The organism is Candidatus Saccharimonadales bacterium, assembly GCA_039928925.1.
Taxonomy (GTDB): Bacteria; Patescibacteriota; Saccharimonadia; order Saccharimonadales; family Saccharimonadaceae; genus UBA6022.
The window spans coordinates 41,488-60,576 of record JBDSSF010000005.1; the positions used below are offsets into that span (position 1 = coordinate 41,488).

The following is a 19,089-nucleotide window of genomic DNA, read 5'->3' on the forward strand; positions in this document are numbered from 1 at the left end:
TGTTAATTAAGCGTTGACTTTACAATACGGGCTACCGTTGCGCTGTCTGCAGTGTTGCCAACTTTTTGTTTAACAGCACCAATCACCTTACCCATGTTTGAGATATCCGTAACACCCATTTCACTAACTGTCGTGTTAACAATGGCTTGAACTTCTATTTCAGATAGTTGTTTGGGAAGATATACTGACAAAATTTCAGCCTCTTTGCGTTCATCAGCAGCTGATTCCATTCGGTCATTTTGTTCATAGATAGTCGCACTTTCATTTCGTTTTTTCACTTCACGTACCACTATTTGTTCAATCGCTACGTCATCAAGGCCAGTTTCACGCTTTCCTTCTGCGACTTCAATGTTAAGAATTGCAGCTTTTAAACCACGAAGTGTTTCAGTCACAAAACGATCGCCGCCCAAAAGGGCGGCTTTTAAATCGTCTGCAATGCGCTGTTTGAGCGCCATTGACTAGCGAATTCCTAGACGGGCGTTAGCTAGTTTTTCTTGCTTACGTGCACGGCGAATAATCGCTTTTGTACGACGCTCAGGCTTGCTCAGTGGTTTTGCAAAACGCATGACAGCCTTAGCTTCAGCCAAAACCCCACTTTGTAGCACTTTGCGGTTAAAACGACGAATAATATTCTCGTTTGCTTCTCTTTCATCTTTACGTGTGACTTGTACCATAATGTTACGATTATAACAGAGATACATGACTGGTGCAACAGGATTCATAATTTTACTTGGTTGAGTTCCGCCCTCGAGGGAGTTAACCGCTAAAACGCGGAACTCAACCTCGAGGGTCGGATAGTCAGTTCAGACGACGGGGACGGCTTCTTTCAGAAGGATGACGTGTCGATCATGTGTTCGACTGAGCGTCGCAGCGAATTCACCTCCCTGATTGAACCACTCTGTGATCTTGCTGGAGAGATAGTGTTGCAACCTCTCAACATTCGCATCAGACTCCATGAACACCCGGATAGTGACCATCGAGTCTTTCTGAAACTCTTCGGTCCTCCGAATACCCAGTGCTTTTATGTCCTCGCCCCGAAGCAGGTCATGCTGAAGCTCTACCTGGTTAATGGAGCCAATGCCCTGGACGACGATATCGAAATATCGCACCACAGGTTCTACGTGAATGTGCGCCACACAAACCTCCTACTTAGTATCGGTGCAAGAAATGTATCTCGCAGACATCCGATACAGCTATACTGCCACTAAGATAAGCTGTTTGCAAGCTTAATCAGCAATACCCAATTCTAGGTGTAACAATCGCCCCTCCGTACTTCGTCTGCCTTGCCATTCGTTCAACGTTGGCTGAAACCAAATTGTTATAAATTCACCAGGCTGAACGAAAAAATGTTCTGGTGCGTTGAATGATATAAACTGCATAACCATACCATTCACGTCTTTGAGTTCTAGCTTCACATGCTGATTATCAGAGCCCATCTTTCTTACACCTACAACAAGAATGTTTTCGATTTTTAAAATTGGTTCAGGATTAGCATTACCGAACGGTTCAAGATTCTTTAATTGGTCCAGCAGCGAGTCTGTTACTTCTGATAAATTACTAATTGTCACATCAGCCTTCGGGAGTAAGAGCGCTGGTTGATTAAATAATTTTTGTGAAACATAAAATTCATTAACACGACGGCGGAATGCATCAATATTTGTCGTTGGCATGGTCACACCAGCAGCTAATTTATGACCACCGCCTTTTGTAACTATATCGTCTGCTGCCCGTATTGCGTCGGCCGCACTAAAATCACCATAACTACGTGCTGAACCTTTTGTGACATCGCCCATTTCCTGCAAAACGTATGTTGGTTTTTTGTACTTTTCAAGCAACTTTGCGGCAACAATACCTATAATTCCATGGCTCCAATCCGCCGCACTAACGACAAGTACTGGATCTGCAGTATACTTTTCGGCCTGTATCAATGCTGATCTGAAAATTTTATCCTGATCTGCACGACGGTTCATGTTTAATTCGTCTAGCTGCCTTGCCTTTTCAAGTGCAAATATTCCGTTTCGAGCACGCAACATATCCAATGCATATTGCGCTGTTTCCAGACGGCCTGCGGCGTTCATTCTTGGTCCAAGGCCGAACCCGAGATGACGTGCCGTCACCATAGAGGGCTCAATAGCCGCAACTGCCATTAAAGCCTTAAGGCCTGGTCGTCGAGTTTGGGCTAATACCTTTAGCCCCCAGTATACGTGCGTACGATTTTCATCAATTAATGTCACGACGTCACATACAGTTCCGAGTGCAACGAGATCTAGTAGCCATTTTTCCTGACCAATGGGCAGTCCCGCTAGACGACCTTGTAAAGCTTGCACTAGTTTGAATGCCACACCGACACCAGGTAGATCAATGAATGGGTATTTATGGTCAGAACGCTTTGGATTTATGACAGCTACTGCTGGTGGCTGTATGGGAGCAACATTGTGATGATCTGTCACAATGACATCAACACCTAGTTCTCCGGCTCTTATAATTTCTTTCTCACTCAAACTTCCACAATCTACAGTTACGATAAGTTGTGTACCTGTTGCAGCAATCCGTTCCACTGCATCTACCGTTAGACCATACCCTTCAACAAAACGATTAGGGATGAATGCATCTACTTGCGTAAATCCGAATGAATCAAATGCGTCCAGAAGGACAGTTGTTGCTGTAAGCCCATCAATATCATAGTCACCATAAATTGTAATTTTTTCTTGAAGATCATGCGCAACCACTAACCTCTCAACTGCTTTACTCATATCTGGCAGTAAAAAAGGATCGTGACCAGCTTCATATGCTGGTGATAAAAAAGAGTCACGTGCTTTACCCTCTAAGCCACGTGCTCTTAATATTTGATCAAATAGTGTCATTTAAAGATCAGCAGGTGTACGTTTTGGGCGACCAGATTGTTGCTGTGATTTGATCACAATACTTTGTAGCTCCTTAAAAATTGGGAACTGTTTATTAGTTGAATAAATCTTTGTATTGCCCTGTTTTTCACTTGTCAAAAAACCGACCTTCTCTAGACGCTTCAATTCACGTTGAATGTTACCTGGGTCTTCTTTGATGAGCTTTGCAAGACCACGAACATGCGTGTGAAAGTCTGGGTATTTTGCATACACAACCACAATTTTTCGTCGTACCCTTGAGGTAATAAAAACGTCTAACATACTCTCCCTTGATCACTTGACTGTCGTATTCGTTATGATTAATCTTAGCACAATCTTACAACATTCGACAAGCTGTTTTAATGCCAGTTAAGTACAATCTCATTAATTTTTGCAATCGTATCTTCATGTGAAGGTATGTCATTATTGGTATAGTAGTGATCAACTCCCATGAAGTTTTCTTTCACGTCAAGAATGTGCAACTCGTCTGCAACCATATGCAATTTATCAACAGCGGGCACACTTGCAAGCGGCGTGGCTATTATTAATCGCTGTAAACGTAGTGGTTTTAAAAAATCCATCGCAACATCAATTGACGCACCGTTATCAAGCCCGTCAGAAACCAAAATAACGACGTGATCTCTCAACATCTCGTAATCTATCACTCCGCCATCACCAATCAAACGATTAATTTTTTGAAATGCCTCACGCTTTTTTTCTTCTAAATAACCATGAAATTCGCTTGTATATTCGTCTATTTCGCCTGATGAAAATGCATCATTGTAAGTGAACTCCCCTGTTTGCGAAACACCACCAAAACTTGTGCTTTCTCCTGGCACCTCAATATCTTCAATAATAAGTAACGTAAGAAGGCAATGAAGTGAGATCGCTATCTGCTCACCGACCAAGACACCCCCGTCACCAAGGGCTACAACAACACAGTTTTCATAGCGATACTTCTCAACAAGTTGTTCGGAGAGTAATCCTCCAGCCTCGGCACGATTCTCAAAATACATATGATTATAGTGTAACAGGCAAAGCAAAAAGCTTAAAGCGGCGCTATAATAATAACAATGTTCTATTTTGAGGTTGCTCCAAATCAAATTATTCGCTCAAACACGGATGTCTTCACTTATGCATCCATTGCCCAGCTAGCCATTGGTACAATTGTCGTAATCGAGGTCGGTAAAAAGCAATTAGTAGGTATCGTTATGAAGGAAGTGACAAAGCCCACTTACGATACTAAGCAAATATCTTCAACAATCGAGCCTGTCGCACTGCCTAGTGCTCTCGTCCAACTTGCACATTGGCTAAGCACCTACTATAAAACTCCGCTCGCTACTGTGCTACAAACAATACTACCAAGAGGTATTCAAAAGGCCCGAAGACCCCAACATACATCTTTACATAGCTCTTCACGTGACCGAACAAAAATTGTGTTCACTCTAGATCAACAACAAGCGTTAGATATTATTGATAATATGACCCCAGGATCTGCGATCCTGCATGGAGTAACTGGCTCTGGTAAGACACATGTCTATATCGAGCTCGTAAAGCGTTCAATATCGAGAGGTGAATCTGCGATTATTCTTGTCCCGGAAATTGCACTTACCTCGCAACTTGTAGATGAATTTTCACATCATTTTGAAGATATCTTACTGACACATTCAAGACAAACAGAAGCACAGAGACATTTGACATGGAAGAACGCTCTCGAAAGTACGATACCTCGCGTTGTAATTGGTCCACGATCAGCATTATTTCTTCCACTACAAAAAATAGGTGTCATCATTATCGATGAGGCACATGAACCAGCTTTTAAACAGGAACAAGCACCAAGATATTCAGCCCTTCGTGCGGCGAGTATCCTCGCAGGAGCGCATCGTGCAAAGTTGATTCTTGGTAGTGCAACTCCACTTGTAACTGATTATTATACGGCTCCGTTACATGGCAGGCCGATAATCGAGATGCCTACCCCAGCCCGTCAAGATACGTTAAAGCCAATCGTACATCTGATTGATATGACCAAGCATACAAATTTTAAACAGCATAGGTTCTTATCCGACGTGCTACTGATGAAATTAAGCGAAACTTTCGCGAGTGGCAAGCAAGCACTTGTATTCCATAATCGTCGCGGTAGCGCATCAACTACACTTTGTGAAAATTGCGGATGGTCAGCGATGTGTCAACGATGCTTTGTTCCACTGACGCTTCATGCTGACAAGCATCATCTTCGTTGTCATATTTGTGGACTTATCGAGAAAGTACCGACGAGCTGTCCAGTATGTCAGCACACTGACATTGTGCATAAAGGTATCGGAACAAAACTGATTGAATCTGAACTACGTAAAATATATCCTGATAAAATCATTCTCCGTTTTGATGGTGATAGTGAATCGGGTGAATCAATTGATCAAAAATATGAACAACTCTACAATGGAAAAATAGATCTTATAATTGGTACACAGGTAGTAGCTAAGGGCCTCGATCTGCCCCACCTACGAACAGTCGGTGTTATTCAAGCCGATGCAGGCTTGTCGATGCCAGACTACACTTCAAGTGAAAGGACATTTCAATTACTAGCACAAGTTGTCGGACGAGTTGGGCGTTCACATCACAAAACCGATGTTGTCGTGCAAAGCTACCAACCCACCCATCCGGCTGTCGTTGACGGCTTAACTCAAAACTACACGGATTTTTACACAAAGACGCTTGTTGAACGCAAGAAAGGTAACTTCCCTCCTTTTTGCTATCTTCTTCGATTGACATGTATCTATAAAACAGAAAAGGCGGCTGTTAATCAAGCTCAAGTACTCGCGGCTCAGCTGCGTCAAAAACTACCTAATGGTGTTGAAGTTCTTGGACCTGTACCATCATTCTACGAACGCCAGCATAATACATATCGTTGGCAATTAACGCTAAAATCGGCAAAACGCCAGCTTCTTATCGAAGCACTTGATCATGTACCATCTACTCATTGGCAGACTGAGCTTGACCCCATTAGTTTGCTGTAGTTATCTGTTATACTTGTACTAATGAAAAAAGAAGACATCATAACACTGCCTAGTCCGCATCTTCGGCAAAAATCACTAAAAATTCATGTTATCGATGATGTAACTTTAAAACTTGTCGACGACATGACGTCCGCTGCGCTAGATTGGGAAGCTTCGCGACCACATGAAATCAGTGCAGCTCTTGCTGCTGTTCAAATTGACAGACTTGATCGAGTTGTTATTGTACGCAGTGATTTTGATGACAAAAGCCTGCCAGAATTTACAGCACTCATTAATCCTGTCGTCGTAAAATATGAAGGAAGTGTAGTTGATGACTATGAAGGTTGCCTTAGTGTAAGCCATGTATATGGTAAAGTCCCCCGCTATACAAAAATTCGTGTGAAAGCGGTTGATCTTGAAGGCAATGAAGTTCGTTTTAAAGCCGAAGGCTTTCTAGCGCGAGTTATTCAACATGAAATTGATCACATCAATGGCATTGTTTTCATAGATCATATACGCGATAAGACTGAAGCATTCTACACACTCGATGAGGAAGGCGAGCTACAACCACTCGATTATGATGAACACATCAAAAACTCTCCTATTCTTTGGTAATGAGCGCCTGGTTAGTGGCCTGAAGACAACAAACGTACCTATACTAAAAGGCCTCATTGATCATGGGTACGATATCAAGGCGGTGATTTCTCATCATAGCGATGGAAACTCTCGTAACAACCGAAAATTGGAGGTTGCGGAAGTCGCTGCCGCTCATAACATTCCTGTCCTGCTTCCAGACCGTCCAACTGATATAGCTGATCAAATCGCAAGCTACGGTGCCCATGCTGCCATTCTTGTGGCATATGGGCGTATTATTCCACAAAGTATCATTGATCTTTTTCCACTTGGTATCATTAATATTCACCCCTCTCTTCTTCCCCAGTATCGTGGCCCAACACCAATTGAATCAGCTATTATAAACGGTGATTCAAAAACGGGTGTTTCTATTATGCAGCTCTCGGCTGGAATGGACTCAGGTCCGGTATATGGACAAACCGAAGTACTACTTACTGGTCATGAAACAAAATTTGAACTCTACAATACAATTGCTTTCAAAAGTGCCACTCTGTTATTTTCACTCCTTCCTCATATTCTCGATGAGTCATTGGTACCAACCCCCCAAAAAAATACGAATGCGTCATACAGCCAATTACTTCAAAAATCCGATGGCCAGCTAGACCCGAGCTTACTGACTGCAGTGCAGGCCGACCGTCACGTGAGAGCATATCTCGGATTTCCGAAATCGAAGATAAACCTTCTTGGACAAGACTGTATTATTACAAAAAGCCATGTCGAACACAGTAAAAAAACACCGCTCGACATTGTATGTCAGGACGGTGCTTTTCTATCAATTGATGAACTTGTCGCTCCTAGCGGTCGCACAATGAGTGCAATAGCATTCTTGAACGGTTATGCTGCTTGATTAGAGTCAAGTAATTTATCTGTATTACCGATAATCTCTTTCTTGAGTTCATCGAGAACAGCAGCAACAACAACTCGGTAATCAGGTCGATTAAGTTCAAGCCATTTTGTCGAGGCAAATTCTGCAATTAAACCTGGGTCATTAGCTGGTAATTTTGTAACTTCCTGCATTCGGATAAAGATTTCGTCCGTTTGATATGCCGGAACATGTGTTGATAACCATGCACCAACTGTGGCATCGTCTTTATCGATAATCTTCTCAAACTCTTCAAGTTGCTCATCGCTGAGTCCGTCAGATAGCTTTACACCAACACGTTCTTCTAAAGTTGCATAAATGTGCTGTAAGAACGCTTCCTTTTGGTCATCTGGTAGATCAGCCATGCCGATATCTTGGAGAAATGCATCATCTAGTTGAAACATATGGGATTCCTTTTTATTTTACTTCTATTTGTATTATATACTATGAGACTGCGATTGCCAGGAAGCTATTACTTAGCTTCTGCGATAACTTTAAGTACAGCGTCGCTGAACTGGCCGTTAGCTGGCATATTGATACCCCAACCACCAACTGATGCATCACGGTAAGCAGCACCCATTTTTTCAAGTTTTGGACCAACCTTTTCAAGTAAAGCTGCGCGGTCACCTGCTGGAACATTGAGTTCTTTCATAGTCTGGAACCAACCCTCACCAGGAGTGACAGTGTGTGCAGCAGGGCTAAACACTTCGTGTGTAACAGCTACTTTAGTAGGAGTTTTAATAACTTCAGTAACTTTTGGACCTGTTGTACCTGGGGTGGTAGGAACAACTTCACCGCTACCTGCACCACTAGGGTGTGTAGGATTTATAACCTCAGAGTGACCATTGCCCGCACCTGCACCACCAGTGTAAGTGTTCGTATTATCTTTGACACCGCTTCCGACGCCACCAGTATGACGACCCATGAAGTACCATGCGGCAAATCCTGCAGTAGCTAGTGCAACTGCTCCAATTGCAATATTACGGTTAGTCTTTGAGTGCTCACCATTCGTACGAGATCGTATAAAGTTTCCTGTAGATTCTTTAACCCGGTAAAATAGTACTGCTAGTCTCTTTCGGATAGTTCGCTTTACTTCAGGAGTAGATTCAGTTTCTTCTTCTTCAGGTGTAGTTGAAGTTGTCTCTTCGTCAGAATCATCTGTTTCGTTATCAAGAGGGTCTTCTTCGTCATCAGTTTCGTTATCTAATTCGTCGTCGTCAATTTCTGTATCGAGCGAATCTTCTTCGTCGTCTGTTTCAGAATCAAGAGAATCTTCTTCGTCATCAGTTTCTGAATCTAGTGGATCTGATTCAGGTGTAGTTGAAGTTGTCTCTTCGTCAGAATCATCTGTTTCGTTATCAAGAGGGTCTTCTTCAGGTGTAATTTTTACAGTCGACTCATATTCAATAGATTTACCTTCTGTAGCATCATAAATGTCATCGATAATTGCATCTTTTTCTTCTGTAGATAGGTCTTTAGCTTCGTCGCTATCAAGGAATTTTGCAACAATTGATTCAATGTGATCTTGTTTTGCTTCAATATTATCAGCAAGCACATCAAAGTTGTCACCTTCTTCAGGCTGGTAAGCTTTTTGTGCTGCAACATCACGTGCAAGTTGACGTGCGTATCGAAGGAATTTATTTCCTACAATAATTTGTTCAACTTTTAAAGCAAATGCTTCTTTAGCTTCTCGAGCAGCTTCAAGATTAGCATCAAATGCCTCATTATCAGCATGTGCTTCGTCTAGGAGTGGGTCAAAGTCGTTAGTACGTGTGCCTTCAGCAGCATCATGAGGAGTAAAGTTTTCGTCACGTGCAGCCATCTTCGCAAGATGTGCATCGTATTCAGTAACGTCATTAAGTCGTTGACGAGCTTCACTACTAAAATCTTCAGTGCCTGCATCAGCGTTCATTGCTGCCCAATATTGTTTTTCATCAAAAATAACTTGTTCTTCATCAAAACTATTAAGTAGTTCTTGGGCTTTATTCGTAGATTTAGGTGATTGTTCGCTCATTGTGGTGGTTCTCCTTTGAGATATGTTCGAATTATTTTTGCTGTTTTTATTTGGGCTATAACCTCATACTATCATATTTGTTGATAAAAAGCAAGCATTATGAACTATAAACCTACTTAATACAAATAACCACCCCTTACGAGTGTGGTTATTTGTATTAATAGCGAATAAAGTTGAGTTTATTTTAGAGTTCGCTTAACAAGTTCACGACTGAAGAACTCAAGGACGTCACCTTCTTCGATGATCATCTTATGAGCAAGTTTGATGGATAGACCACACATCTCACCTTCAAATACCTCTTTGGCCTCTTGTTGCTGACGCTGAACCTTTGTAACCTCAGCTTCAGCTATCTTCTCCTTGCCGCGTTTAATACGAACGAGTACATTTGGTACGGCTTTACCACTAGTGACCTCTCCACCTGCGATAATTTCGTCTTTAAGAGTTCGGAACACACCTTTAATTGTTAGTGTTCCAATCTCAGTCTCAACGACTTCTGGTGCAAGCATAGCCTCCATTGAGCTACGAGCATCATCGAGTAACTCATAAATAACTTTAAAAATACGTACTTGTACTTTGTCACGCATCGCAAGCCGCTTAACTGCAGGAGGCAGTTCAACATTAAAGCCATAGATAATCGTGTTTTCGTTAGCTGCAAGACGAATATCATTTTCAGAGATACTACCAACACCACTACCAATAACTCGGAGTGTGATCTCGCCACCCGTATCAACCAAACGCAAGCTATCCATGACTGAAGTTAGTGAACCCTGTACATCAGCTTTTACAATCACATTAAGATCTTGTGACTCATGCTTTTGAGTCATCATCTTTAGAAGGTCAGCACCGGTAACATTTGTGCTCGCAGCATTTTTATCATGTTCAATCTTAGCTAGTGCCGTTTGGTTTCGAGCGATTTTTTCATTAGCAACAACCGAAAAAACATTCCCGAACTGCGGTAGTTCTTTAAAGCCAGTTACCGTAACTGGGGTGGCGGGACCTGCAGATTTAATAGGCTTACCCGCAAAATCAAGTAGTGTACGAATTTTAGCGTAAGTAGTGCCAGCGACGAGAAACTGTCCTGGCTTTAGAACACCTTGTTCAACGAGCAGCCCGACAACTGAACCACGTCCTGTTTCCATATGTGATTCAATAACTAGGCCTTCTCCAGGCACGTCAATATCCGCCTTAAGCTCTTCTATATCAGCAACTAAAAGAACCGTGTCGAGAAGTTCTTCAATATTCGCACCAGTCTTTGCGCTTACTTCTACCATTGGGACGTCCCCGCCCCAAGTTTTATCATCTGAAATAATCTGATGTTCAGCAAGCTGGCCTTTTACAAGACCCGGGTTAGCAGACTCTTTATCCATTTTATTTATTGCTACTACAATTTTGGCATTTGCTGTTTTAGCGAAACGAATTGCTTCAATCGTCTGAGGTTTTACACCATCATCAGCCGCAACAACAATAATAACAACGTCAGTAAGAGCTGCGCCGTGTTGGCGAAGTGCTGCGAAAGCTTCATGTCCAGGCGTATCGAGTAAGGTAATCGAGCGACCCTTACGTACTGTCTGGTAAGCACTAATGTGCTGCGTGATACCACCTGCTTCACCATCAACAACTTTTTGCTGCAAAATAGCGTCAAGTAAACTTGTCTTACCATGATCAACGTGCCCCATTACGGCAACAATCGGCGGCCGATCAACCGCTTTATCACTAAGAGTATGAATCTTACGTTCACTCGCTGTACTTGCGACTTTTTTCTCAAGCTCTACATCGAGTCCAAGTTCTTCGACGATAATTGTTGCAGTTTCAAAATCAATGCGTTGATTAATAGTTGCAACAATACCATTCTTAAATAACTCACCAATCAGTGAGGTTACCGGTAAATTAAGCGTTTCGGCCAATTCACCCACTGTAATCGAGTCAGCAACAACAACTACTTTTTCAGCCATACACGCTCCTTTCTATCCGGTTTCCGGGGAAGTGTTATTTTTTCTTATCAGCAAGACTGAGTGAGATCTTGCGGCTATCTTTTTCTACATCAAGAACTACAAATTTTTTGCGTTCATTCAGAGTAAAGACTTTTTCAGGATCTGCATCACTGCCTTCGCCAAGCTCACTTATATGAACGAGTGCTTCGACGGCTGGGCTAATCTGAACAAATGCGCCAAATGGGGTAATCCTTGTGACCGTTCCTTCGACACTACTGCCTGGTTTGAACTGATCAACTTCTGTCATCCACGGGTCATCTGACAATTGTTTAATACTAAGGCTTAAGCGATCTTTATCGATTGAAATAATTTTTGCATCGATTGTCTGACCAACTTTAACGTAATCACCAGGGTTGTTAACACGCTCCCAGCTAATTTCCGAGATGTGCACAAGTCCTTCGATACCTTCAACGTTAACAAATACACCGAAGTCGACAACACCAGTTACAACACCATTTACTTTATCTCCAATGGCTAGTTTTTCGAATCTAGCTGCAAGACCATCTTTGATCGCTTCTTTTTCAGAAAAGATCAGTTTGTTAGCTTTACGGTCACAATCAAGAATGCGTACCTTAAAACTTACGCCAACAAGTGCATTAAGACGCTGTAGGATTTCATCTTTATCACTTGAACCAACGCGTGGGTAATGTTCAGCTGATAGTTGAGAAACAGGAAGGAAGCCACGAACACCTTCGAATTCCACGAGTAGACCACCGCGATTTGCATCGTATGGAGTGATGTCAATAACTTCACCTGTCTCTTGGCGAGCAATCACTTCTTCCCAGCCACGATCTTTTGCAGCTTTACGAAGTGACAAAAGTGAGTATCCGTTATCCATTTCGGAATCAACGACACTTGCAGTGACCTCGTCACCTTCTTTAAGTGCACGAGAAAATCCAACTTCACGGCGTGGAACAAATCCAACTCCTTGAGCGCCAAGATCAATCAGTACTTCGTGTTTACGAAGTGAAAGAACTTTTCCTGTAATTACTTCTCCTGCTGTTAGTTGCTTAGCGCCAGTTTCATCGGCGAGCAAGTCATCCATTGTTATTGCGGCTTTAGTTGCCATAAGTCTTGTTAAGACTCCTTCCTTAATTGATATTCCTGACGCGCATTAAACATAGCGCACCTAGACTATCCTCCATTGTACCCCAGATAGAGAGAGAAGTCAAAGTGATGAAAGACTGCGTTTTGAATGACTATATGCAACAACTAAGCCTACTAAAATGGACAACATTAATGCACTGACGGTTGTTTCAGTTGGACCAGTCTGTGGAAGCACTACAGCGCCTTGGCTGCTTTCGCTTGTGCGATTGCTCGTTGTATCTGGACTGGTGGGAGTTTTACTAGGAGATGAATCTGTGCCCTTATTATCCGTTGCAGCTGGACTCGTCGTACCGTCCGAAGTCTGCGCACTATCGCCAATAGATTGTGTCTTGGTACCCTCTCTTCGAACAATATAAATACCTCCCAAAATAACGAATAACAATGCAGCCGCTATGATCATAAAACTTAGTACCGAACCACCCTGATTTGTTCGTACTTGTTGACTCACGTCTATTACCTCTCTCTTAACTTTATCTTTACTATACTGTTTTTTCATCTCTGACGCAACCGAGGAGAGAGTGTGCTACACTAAAAGCATGTTAGTGACGGTCGACACGGGTGGGACAAAAACGTTGGTGGCGAGTTTTTCGTCGGATGGACTGATACAAAAAAAAGTTAAGTTCCAGACGCCTCCAGATCAGACGGATTATGTCACTCTTCTTACGGCAACATTGAGTGAGCAATTTGGAAACGAAACAATTGATGCTATTTCGATTGCGCTGCCAGGAACCGTTGTGAATAATGTTGTCACTTGGTGCAATAATCTTACGTGGGAAAATTTTGATATCACTGCAAGCCTCGCACCATATTTCAAAGGTATTCCAATCTTTGTGGATAATGACGCGAACCTAGCTGGGCTCGCCGAAACTCGAATCTTAGACCCAATTCCTACGTCCTCACTTTATGTGACGGTTAGTACAGGAATAGGCACAGGTGTTACGACGAATGGCCAAATTGACCCAGGTCTCCGTCATAGTGAAGGTGGCCGTATACTTATTGAGTTCGAGGGTAAAGTCCGAGAATGGGAGAGTTTTGCGTCAGGAAAAGCAATTTACGGAATATTTGGCAAATTCGCAAGAGATATAACGGATGAGAATGACTGGCTTCAAATTAGTGACCGTATAAGTCGAGGCTTTCTTGCTGTCATACCTATGGTTCAACCTGACGTCGTTATCATCGGTGGTAGCATTGGAACTTATTTTGAAAGATTTGGAACTAGCCTTGAAGCAATACTACGCGATAGGCTACCTTCTCATATCCCATGCCCACAATTCCTACAGGCTGCTCACCCAGAAGAAGCAGTTATTTACGGCTGCTACTACTATGCCATCGATTGCCTCGCTGTTAAATAGCATCATATCCGATTTTCCGGCATTAAACTTTGCCCCTGGAGATAATTTTTACTGGTCACCAGATAACAACACCGTATATTACGCTCAAGATTCAAAAGATACTGCCTCATTGCTTCACGAACTTGCTCATGGGATTCTCGACCACACCGGTTACTCGCGAGATATTCAATTAATAGAGATGGAGCGTGATGCATGGGACTATGCCGTGACACTACTTGGACCGCGATATGGTGCGATAATCGAAGATAGCACAGTTCAAGGAGGATTAGATAGCTATCGTGACTGGCTACACGCTCGGAGTAGCTGCCCGGCATGCAATGCAACTGGGTTTCAAACAAAAAAATACCAGTATAACTGCCCTGTGTGTAGCCATAGATGGAAAGTTAACGACGCACGTCTTTGCGGCCTGAAGAGATACAGTATTAAGAATTAAAATAACACTCCAAACGGAGTGTTATTTTAAGCAAAAAAATGTTATTTTTCTACAACAAGAGTTTTCTTACGGCGGCTAATACGACCACCCTTTGCGCCAGCAATACGTGCAAGTTCTGGATTAGCAGCGAAGCCACCAGTCTTACCGTTCTGACCACCCTTTGCGCCAATTTTAGCGTAAAAGTCTGATCCGTACTTTGCTTTGTTTGCAGCTGCAGCCTTTTGGCCGCCTAGTTTTGTTCCTGCCATGGTACTTTTCTCCTTATTAAAAAAAGCCCACAAGTGTCTTATCAACACCTATGAACCCTCCGATTACCTCACATATGACATGTGTATGAATTCATATTACCACAGCTTATGCTTTTTGTCAATGTTTACATAAGCATATTTTATGATGATGCTAGCGTTGCAAATAGTCACTGGGTGCTATATTATAAATATGCACCTGTTTGAATTCCAAATTTAGATTCAAATGCAAAACGACCATATCTGCGAGATTGGTCGTTTTTATATTGTAGAGTTTATTTAAGACTTATTCTGTGCGTACTGAGCTTCAAGTGTTTTTTGGACTTCAGCGGATACTTTATCACTAACCTGCCTGCTATCTTTAAATGATCCGTATGCCCTACTCAGCTCATCCCTAGCCTTCTCAAATCTTGCCCTATCCTTAGCCGTGTGTGCGGCAATAACTTCCTGCCAGCACGCATCAAGATGATCTGATTTAGTCCTTAAATCTATCAAAACTGGCTCAAATTCTGTTGTCACCTTAAGAACTTTCATCTTTTCGCTAAAAGTATGCCATTTCGCTGCCGTATCTTGCATTGTCGTTTCATCAAGTTCAGCTAACGAACCGGTACTAGCAGTCTGGATAAGCGTAGCTACGGCCTGCTCATCTTTTATATAACCTGTCATTTCAGTGATATTTGTTTTTAAGACACCTAACTTTACAAGTAATGACTTACAGTCGTCTTCATATCTTTTTATAGCACTTACAGTGTGTTGCCACTTAATTAGACCAGGTACGTCCTCACATATGTTCTGCTGACCTGTGATATCTTTACCGAGTTCATCAAAAGCGGCTATTTTTTTTATTTTTTGATCCGCCGTTCCAACTGGAAGCTTCAGCGTATCACTAAATTTAGTAGCAGTGTTTTGTCGAAGGCTTACATATCGATCCTCAAACTGCGCCCAGGCAGAAAAACTCCACCATATGTACGAACCAGCGATTAGACACACAAACAAGGCTCCTCCAAGAGCTATAGAAATTTTTTTATGATGACTAAGAAATAATCCTATTCGTGAAGACGGTTTAGTATGATGAAATTTTTTCTTAAGTGGTACTAGTTTCATCTGTTAATCCCCAGCTGTGTCGACCACATTTCACTTGCGAGTGGCCATGCGTTAAATGTACAACCCTGTAGGTCTATCGATTGTTGCTGCATAACAGGGGCTGCTTGACCTGCACCACCACACTGCTCATGGTCATGACCCAACCAGTGGCCTGTTTCATGATTAATAACCATGTGTCGATAGTCCCGAAGGGATCCACCTGCATTATTCCAAGATGGCGTTGCGCCCATCCAACGGTCCTGATTAATAACAACGTACCGGCCAGCACGACAACTATAATCAGCAGTACAACCTGTAGAGAATGTTGGTAATTGGCTTGCTTCGCTAAGTACAAGTGTGAAGCTACCGCCGGATTCCACCTCTTGGAACCCCACCCCAAGTCGTGCCCACCCTCGACCATCATTTAATGTAGCATTTGCCTGCTGTCTAAATTCAGCCAGTGATGCCGTAACATTACCTTTAGTAGTGACGCTATAGGTTACGGTACGACTAATGGGTTTGGCAGCAGCTTGCTGCTCCGCCACCTTAACTGCAGCCAACCATGCTGGATCTTTCACTGTTGGAACTTTCATGCTTTCTAAGGCGGCTGGTAGACTACGTAATCCCTCTACGGTTGACGATAGGTTACTCACAGTAGTCATGTTTGCGGAAGTCTGGCTCATAACGGGCATACCCGTTGAAGAGGTCAAAATAATCAGACCCGTCATACCATAACCCACCGAACACATCATGCACATAGTATTTATTGTATCCTACTCTCTTACCTTATGGCTACACATTGACCATTGCCCACATTGCTTTTTGGTTACGGTCAAATTGCGGATTTGTATGACTCCCTAATTCAATAAGAATACTCGGTATATTCAATTTTTCGGCGTACCAATCGTCAGCAGTACCGCTGATGCCATATTGGAAAACAGTACTTGATTGACCGGTAATATTGCGATAGCCACTCATTGCAGCGTACGACTGTACGAGGCTATTGGAGTTGCCGGCCTGGTTAGCAGCGATTAGATTTCCCTGACTATGGTAAGACATAATGAGAACAGGCTGTACGCGCCGCACGAATGAAGCAAGCACCTGAGTCTCTCTTTCGGACATCGGAGTACTACCGCCGCCGCCGGGAAAAGGATTATTATTTGTATCTGTTACATCTTTTTGCCAATCACTTGTATCAAAATTTCTATTGAGATCGACATTACGAGCATTCGTTCGAATTCCTGCAGATACGCCATCCGGATTTAGAGATGGAATAACAATAATTGTTTTGTCACTCGGAATAGATCTAGCTTTGGATTCAAGATCTTGAATCCAGCGTTCCATGAGTAACTTAGAACTAAACTCATTACCGTGAATAGCGCCAGTATAAACAACTGTCCTGCTTCCACTCCCAAAATAATATGCGTTGATTGGACGGCCATTAGTTGAATAGCCAATTGTTGAGACTGTATGGCAAATTGTTCTACTAGCAAAACTCCAAGCCGAACTACCATTAATTTCAAAATTACTCTGAATATCATTAGTGAGTTTAATTGTAAAATCACCACACTTGGGTACGCCCGCAAGACTAAGCACTATCTGGTTATCTTTTTTAGATATGAACGATACACCACTCGAAAGCTGTAAAAACGCAGTAACGTCCTGAGAGGCAAGCAATTGCTGGTCAAATGTAATGACAACTGTTGATCCGATTGTGACACTTGTAGCACCGATGTTTGTACTGACAACTTTTGGCCCACCCGAGGTTTGAAATGGTAAGACATATGGTGCATCAAGACCGCTACCGTCCTCTGCCTCCAGTTTATCAATTGATACCTTATACTCTGCTAGGCGCAAAAGATCCGTTGTTGTCTTTAGATTGAGCTTGGCGCCACTAAATGTTGTAGATGTCTCCACCCTCACCCAGTTATCTTTTTCTTTGCGATATAACACAGCAGCTACTTGCTTAACATTCTTATCAAATGTAAGATCGATCTCCCTCGGCTTTGAATATACTATTTCTGACGGCTTCACAGATGTAGCTACTACCTTGGTGGCTGAAAGAATAGCAATACTCTTTGATGCTACAGTGTTAGTAGTTTTACCTTTAAATTGACGCAGTAGATCAATATTATAGGTTTTTCCCTGCGTCAGACCTAGGTCTCCAATTGCGCATGATAATTTTGCATCTATGGACTTACACTGCGCATGCTTGTTATTGCTCGATAAAACATACGAAAAAACCTTGTCGCGACCATCAAGCCTAATTTCAAGTGGCTTCGAGCCTGGTATCGGATCTTTGATCTCATGAATATATGTGTTCACAGGATGTGGAACTGTGATAGCGTATGTTGTACGGGCAAAAAAACCACTAAAAGGTGCTGTAGATACTTTTGAAATGCCTTCTTTTGGTGGGGTTTGTGCAGAAAAACAAATGGAGAATGCCGCTAGTGAAAAATTAGCAATACGTAATTCATTACCAGTATGAACTTTATACGCAGACTCATTACTTGTTTTTACTATATCTGGAAATATTGTCAGTTGGTTTATGCAGGTTGATCCGGCATACGAGAAAGTAATCGGTTTATCCAAAAAGAATAGTAAACTATACATTATTGTCAGTATTAGCGTAACACCGACTGGAATAGTAAGTCGTTTAGGGAGACTATCTATCTTTTTGTATAACTTCTTGAGTGTTTGTATTATAAACATCTCTCTCTATTTTAACATGAGCAGAATTTCATGCCGAAAAACATCTTTTTTACCAAAGAAAAAGACCTTCCTATTCGGAAGATCTTTTTATAATTCGGCACCGTGCTAGTTTCCCACTTGTGGCAGTATAATCGCCGCTGCTGAGCTTAACTTCTGTGTTCGGAATGAGAACAGGTGTTTCCCCAGCGCCATGGGCACCGAAGTAAGGCTTTGACGCGTTGCCATAATTTCAAAGAAATCAGCGGACGGTGGGTCAAAAAGCCTTGCTTCGATGTCCAACTAATTGGACACGGTAGTTTGAATGTAAGTTTTTAAAAACTGACGTTCTTGGTGATTAACACCAATTACTAGTTAAGTCTACCTTATCACCTATATTAATGCAAGCATTAACAGGGGTGAAAAGGACATAAAAAGGCGATGGGACTGTTAGTATGCTTCAGCTACACGTATTACTACGCTTCCACCTTGCACCTATTAAACTGATAGTCTTTCAGTGTCCTCATAGGGAAATCTTATCTTGAAGTTAGTTTCGCGCTTAATATGCTTTCAGCGCTTATCTATTCCGAACGTAGCTACTCGACAATGCAGCAGGTGGCCACAATCGATACACCAGAGGTTCGTCCGCCCCGGTCCTCTCGTACTAGGGGTAGATCTTCTCAAATTTCCTTGCGTCCGTACCGGATATAAACCGAACTGTCTCACGACGTTCTGAACCCAGCTCGCGTACCACTTTAATCGGCGAACAGCCGAACCCTTGGAAGGTGCTCCCCCTCCAGGATGTG

Annotated in this window: 20 protein-coding genes and 2 rRNA genes; 5 read left to right on the forward strand and 17 right to left on the reverse strand. The window is 42.5% G+C overall.

The genetic code is table 11. The features are described from left to right. Positions 1 to 2: 2 nt before the first annotated feature. The 6 genes from ABIS22_05200 to ABIS22_05225 form a co-directional block, all read right to left on the reverse strand. Positions 3 to 455: a GatB/YqeY domain-containing protein gene (locus tag ABIS22_05200; protein ID MEO7741282.1), complete on the reverse strand. Its 453-nt coding sequence runs from the start codon at positions 453 to 455 to the stop codon at positions 3 to 5. 3 nt (positions 456 to 458) lie between these two features. Next, positions 459 to 674 (reverse strand): hypothetical protein, encoded by a 216-nt coding sequence (locus tag ABIS22_05205; protein MEO7741283.1) that lies wholly within the window; start codon positions 672 to 674, stop codon positions 459 to 461. Positions 675 to 803: 129 nt separating this feature from the next. Further along, positions 804 to 956 carry a hypothetical protein gene (locus ABIS22_05210; protein MEO7741284.1) on the reverse strand — a complete coding sequence of 51 codons (153 nt, stop codon included), beginning with the start codon at positions 954 to 956 and terminating at the stop codon, positions 804 to 806. Between the two features lie 270 nt (positions 957 to 1,226). Then, positions 1,227 to 2,864 (reverse strand): single-stranded-DNA-specific exonuclease RecJ, encoded by a 1,638-nt coding sequence (gene recJ / locus ABIS22_05215; GenBank protein MEO7741285.1) that lies wholly within the window; start codon positions 2,862 to 2,864, stop codon positions 1,227 to 1,229. Then, positions 2,865 to 3,164 carry a winged helix-turn-helix domain-containing protein gene (locus ABIS22_05220; GenBank protein ID MEO7741286.1) on the reverse strand — a complete coding sequence of 100 codons (300 nt, stop codon included), beginning with the start codon at positions 3,162 to 3,164 and terminating at the stop codon, positions 2,865 to 2,867. Positions 3,165 to 3,241: 77 nt separating this feature from the next. After that, complete coding sequence (locus tag ABIS22_05225) at positions 3,242 to 3,898, reverse strand: phosphoribosyltransferase family protein (GenBank protein MEO7741287.1); 657 nt, start codon at positions 3,896 to 3,898, stop codon at positions 3,242 to 3,244. Positions 3,899 to 3,955: 57 nt separating this feature from the next. On the opposite strand from ABIS22_05225, the gene priA reads away from it, so the two are divergent. From priA to ABIS22_05240, 3 genes are read left to right on the forward strand one after another with little or no spacing between them, the layout of a single operon-like run. After that, positions 3,956 to 5,896, forward strand: a complete 1,941-nt coding sequence (gene priA, locus ABIS22_05230) for a primosomal protein N' (GenBank protein MEO7741288.1) — start codon at positions 3,956 to 3,958, stop codon at positions 5,894 to 5,896. Between the two features lie 21 nt (positions 5,897 to 5,917). Then, positions 5,918 to 6,490, forward strand: a complete 573-nt coding sequence (gene def / locus ABIS22_05235; protein MEO7741289.1) for a peptide deformylase — start codon at positions 5,918 to 5,920, stop codon at positions 6,488 to 6,490. Continuing rightward, on the forward strand, positions 6,453 to 7,355 hold the full coding sequence (locus ABIS22_05240; GenBank protein MEO7741290.1) for a methionyl-tRNA formyltransferase: 903 nt from the start codon (positions 6,453 to 6,455) through the stop codon (positions 7,353 to 7,355). Before def ends, ABIS22_05240 begins: the two co-directional genes overlap by 38 nt. Here the strand turns inward: ABIS22_05240 and ABIS22_05245 are convergent. From ABIS22_05245 to ABIS22_05265, 5 genes are all read right to left on the reverse strand, one after another. Then, positions 7,343 to 7,774: a DUF5663 domain-containing protein gene (locus ABIS22_05245; protein MEO7741291.1), complete on the reverse strand. Its 432-nt coding sequence runs from the start codon at positions 7,772 to 7,774 to the stop codon at positions 7,343 to 7,345. The two genes, ABIS22_05240 and ABIS22_05245, sit on opposite strands and share 13 nt — an antisense overlap. A gap of 68 nt (positions 7,775 to 7,842) precedes the next feature. Next, positions 7,843 to 9,384 (reverse strand): hypothetical protein, encoded by a 1,542-nt coding sequence (locus tag ABIS22_05250; protein MEO7741292.1) that lies wholly within the window; start codon positions 9,382 to 9,384, stop codon positions 7,843 to 7,845. 179 nt (positions 9,385 to 9,563) lie between these two features. After that, positions 9,564 to 11,336 (reverse strand): translation initiation factor IF-2, encoded by a 1,773-nt coding sequence (gene infB, locus ABIS22_05255; protein MEO7741293.1) that lies wholly within the window; start codon positions 11,334 to 11,336, stop codon positions 9,564 to 9,566. A gap of 34 nt (positions 11,337 to 11,370) precedes the next feature. After that, complete coding sequence (locus tag ABIS22_05260; GenBank protein MEO7741294.1) at positions 11,371 to 12,444, reverse strand: S1 RNA-binding domain-containing protein; 1,074 nt, start codon at positions 12,442 to 12,444, stop codon at positions 11,371 to 11,373. A 99-nt stretch (positions 12,445 to 12,543) separates the two neighbouring features. Further along, a complete protein-coding gene (locus ABIS22_05265) occupies positions 12,544 to 12,930 on the reverse strand; it encodes a hypothetical protein (protein MEO7741295.1) in 387 nt (128 codons plus the stop codon). An 88-nt stretch (positions 12,931 to 13,018) separates the two neighbouring features. Here ABIS22_05265 and ABIS22_05270 point away from each other — a divergent pair, with 88 nt between their 5' ends. Both ABIS22_05270 and ABIS22_05275 read left to right on the forward strand, forming a co-directional pair. After that, positions 13,019 to 13,834 (forward strand): ROK family protein, encoded by an 816-nt coding sequence (locus ABIS22_05270; protein ID MEO7741296.1) that lies wholly within the window; start codon positions 13,019 to 13,021, stop codon positions 13,832 to 13,834. After that, positions 13,806 to 14,267 carry a hypothetical protein gene (locus ABIS22_05275; protein ID MEO7741297.1) on the forward strand — a complete coding sequence of 154 codons (462 nt, stop codon included), beginning with the start codon at positions 13,806 to 13,808 and terminating at the stop codon, positions 14,265 to 14,267. The genes ABIS22_05270 and ABIS22_05275 overlap by 29 nt, the downstream gene beginning before the upstream one ends. Positions 14,268 to 14,308: 41 nt before the next feature. On the opposite strand, the gene ABIS22_05280 is transcribed toward ABIS22_05275, so the two are convergent. The 6 genes from ABIS22_05280 to ABIS22_05305 form a co-directional block, all read right to left on the reverse strand. Further along, positions 14,309 to 14,515: a hypothetical protein gene (locus tag ABIS22_05280; GenBank protein ID MEO7741298.1), complete on the reverse strand. Its 207-nt coding sequence runs from the start codon at positions 14,513 to 14,515 to the stop codon at positions 14,309 to 14,311. A 276-nt stretch (positions 14,516 to 14,791) separates the two neighbouring features. After that, complete coding sequence (locus ABIS22_05285; protein ID MEO7741299.1) at positions 14,792 to 15,616, reverse strand: hypothetical protein; 825 nt, start codon at positions 15,614 to 15,616, stop codon at positions 14,792 to 14,794. Next, the gene (locus ABIS22_05290; protein ID MEO7741300.1) at positions 15,613 to 16,347 is read right to left on the reverse strand and encodes a DUF3152 domain-containing protein; all 735 of its coding nucleotides are present in this window, start codon (positions 16,345 to 16,347) and stop codon (positions 15,613 to 15,615) included. Before ABIS22_05290 ends, ABIS22_05285 begins: the two co-directional genes overlap by 4 nt. A 40-nt stretch (positions 16,348 to 16,387) precedes the next feature. Further along, positions 16,388 to 18,307, reverse strand: a complete 1,920-nt coding sequence (locus ABIS22_05295) for a M14 family metallopeptidase (GenBank protein MEO7741301.1) — start codon at positions 18,305 to 18,307, stop codon at positions 16,388 to 16,390. A 92-nt stretch (positions 18,308 to 18,399) separates the two neighbouring features. Continuing rightward, positions 18,400 to 18,509: ribosomal RNA gene (rrf, locus tag ABIS22_05300) — 5S ribosomal RNA — on the reverse strand. Between the two features lie 203 nt (positions 18,510 to 18,712). Continuing rightward, positions 18,713 to 19,089 (reverse strand): 23S ribosomal RNA (locus tag ABIS22_05305); the annotation flags it as partial.

What these genes read in the sequence shown, in the direction of transcription:
- ABIS22_05200 (MEO7741282.1), bottom strand. Translation starts at nt 455, where the DNA reads ATGGCGCTCAAACAGCGCATTGCAGACGATTTAAAAGCCGCCCTTTTG.
- ABIS22_05205 (MEO7741283.1), bottom strand. Translation starts at nt 674, where the DNA reads ATGGTACAAGTCACACGTAAAGATGAAAGAGAAGCAAACGAGAATATT.
- ABIS22_05210 (MEO7741284.1), bottom strand. Translation starts at nt 956, where the DNA reads ATGGAGTCTGATGCGAATGTTGAGAGGTTGCAACACTATCTCTCCAGC.
- recJ (MEO7741285.1), bottom strand. Translation starts at nt 2,864, where the DNA reads ATGACACTATTTGATCAAATATTAAGAGCACGTGGCTTAGAGGGTAAA.
- ABIS22_05220 (MEO7741286.1), bottom strand. Translation starts at nt 3,164, where the DNA reads ATGTTAGACGTTTTTATTACCTCAAGGGTACGACGAAAAATTGTGGTT.
- ABIS22_05225 (MEO7741287.1), bottom strand. Translation starts at nt 3,898, where the DNA reads ATGTATTTTGAGAATCGTGCCGAGGCTGGAGGATTACTCTCCGAACAA.
- priA (MEO7741288.1), top strand. Translation starts at nt 3,956, where the DNA reads ATGTTCTATTTTGAGGTTGCTCCAAATCAAATTATTCGCTCAAACACG.
- def (MEO7741289.1), top strand. Translation starts at nt 5,918, where the DNA reads ATGAAAAAAGAAGACATCATAACACTGCCTAGTCCGCATCTTCGGCAA.
- ABIS22_05240 (MEO7741290.1), top strand. Translation starts at nt 6,453, where the DNA reads ATGATGAACACATCAAAAACTCTCCTATTCTTTGGTAATGAGCGCCTG.
- ABIS22_05245 (MEO7741291.1), bottom strand. Translation starts at nt 7,774, where the DNA reads ATGTTTCAACTAGATGATGCATTTCTCCAAGATATCGGCATGGCTGAT.
- ABIS22_05250 (MEO7741292.1), bottom strand. Translation starts at nt 9,384, where the DNA reads ATGAGCGAACAATCACCTAAATCTACGAATAAAGCCCAAGAACTACTT.
- infB (MEO7741293.1), bottom strand. Translation starts at nt 11,336, where the DNA reads ATGGCTGAAAAAGTAGTTGTTGTTGCTGACTCGATTACAGTGGGTGAA.
- ABIS22_05260 (MEO7741294.1), bottom strand. Translation starts at nt 12,444, where the DNA reads ATGGCAACTAAAGCCGCAATAACAATGGATGACTTGCTCGCCGATGAA.
- ABIS22_05270 (MEO7741296.1), top strand. Translation starts at nt 13,019, where the DNA reads ATGTTAGTGACGGTCGACACGGGTGGGACAAAAACGTTGGTGGCGAGT.
- ABIS22_05275 (MEO7741297.1), top strand. Translation starts at nt 13,806, where the DNA reads ATGCCATCGATTGCCTCGCTGTTAAATAGCATCATATCCGATTTTCCG.
- ABIS22_05280 (MEO7741298.1), bottom strand. Translation starts at nt 14,515, where the DNA reads ATGGCAGGAACAAAACTAGGCGGCCAAAAGGCTGCAGCTGCAAACAAA.
- ABIS22_05285 (MEO7741299.1), bottom strand. Translation starts at nt 15,616, where the DNA reads ATGAAACTAGTACCACTTAAGAAAAAATTTCATCATACTAAACCGTCT.
- ABIS22_05290 (MEO7741300.1), bottom strand. Translation starts at nt 16,347, where the DNA reads ATGATGTGTTCGGTGGGTTATGGTATGACGGGTCTGATTATTTTGACC.
- ABIS22_05295 (MEO7741301.1), bottom strand. Translation starts at nt 18,307, where the DNA reads ATGTTTATAATACAAACACTCAAGAAGTTATACAAAAAGATAGATAGT.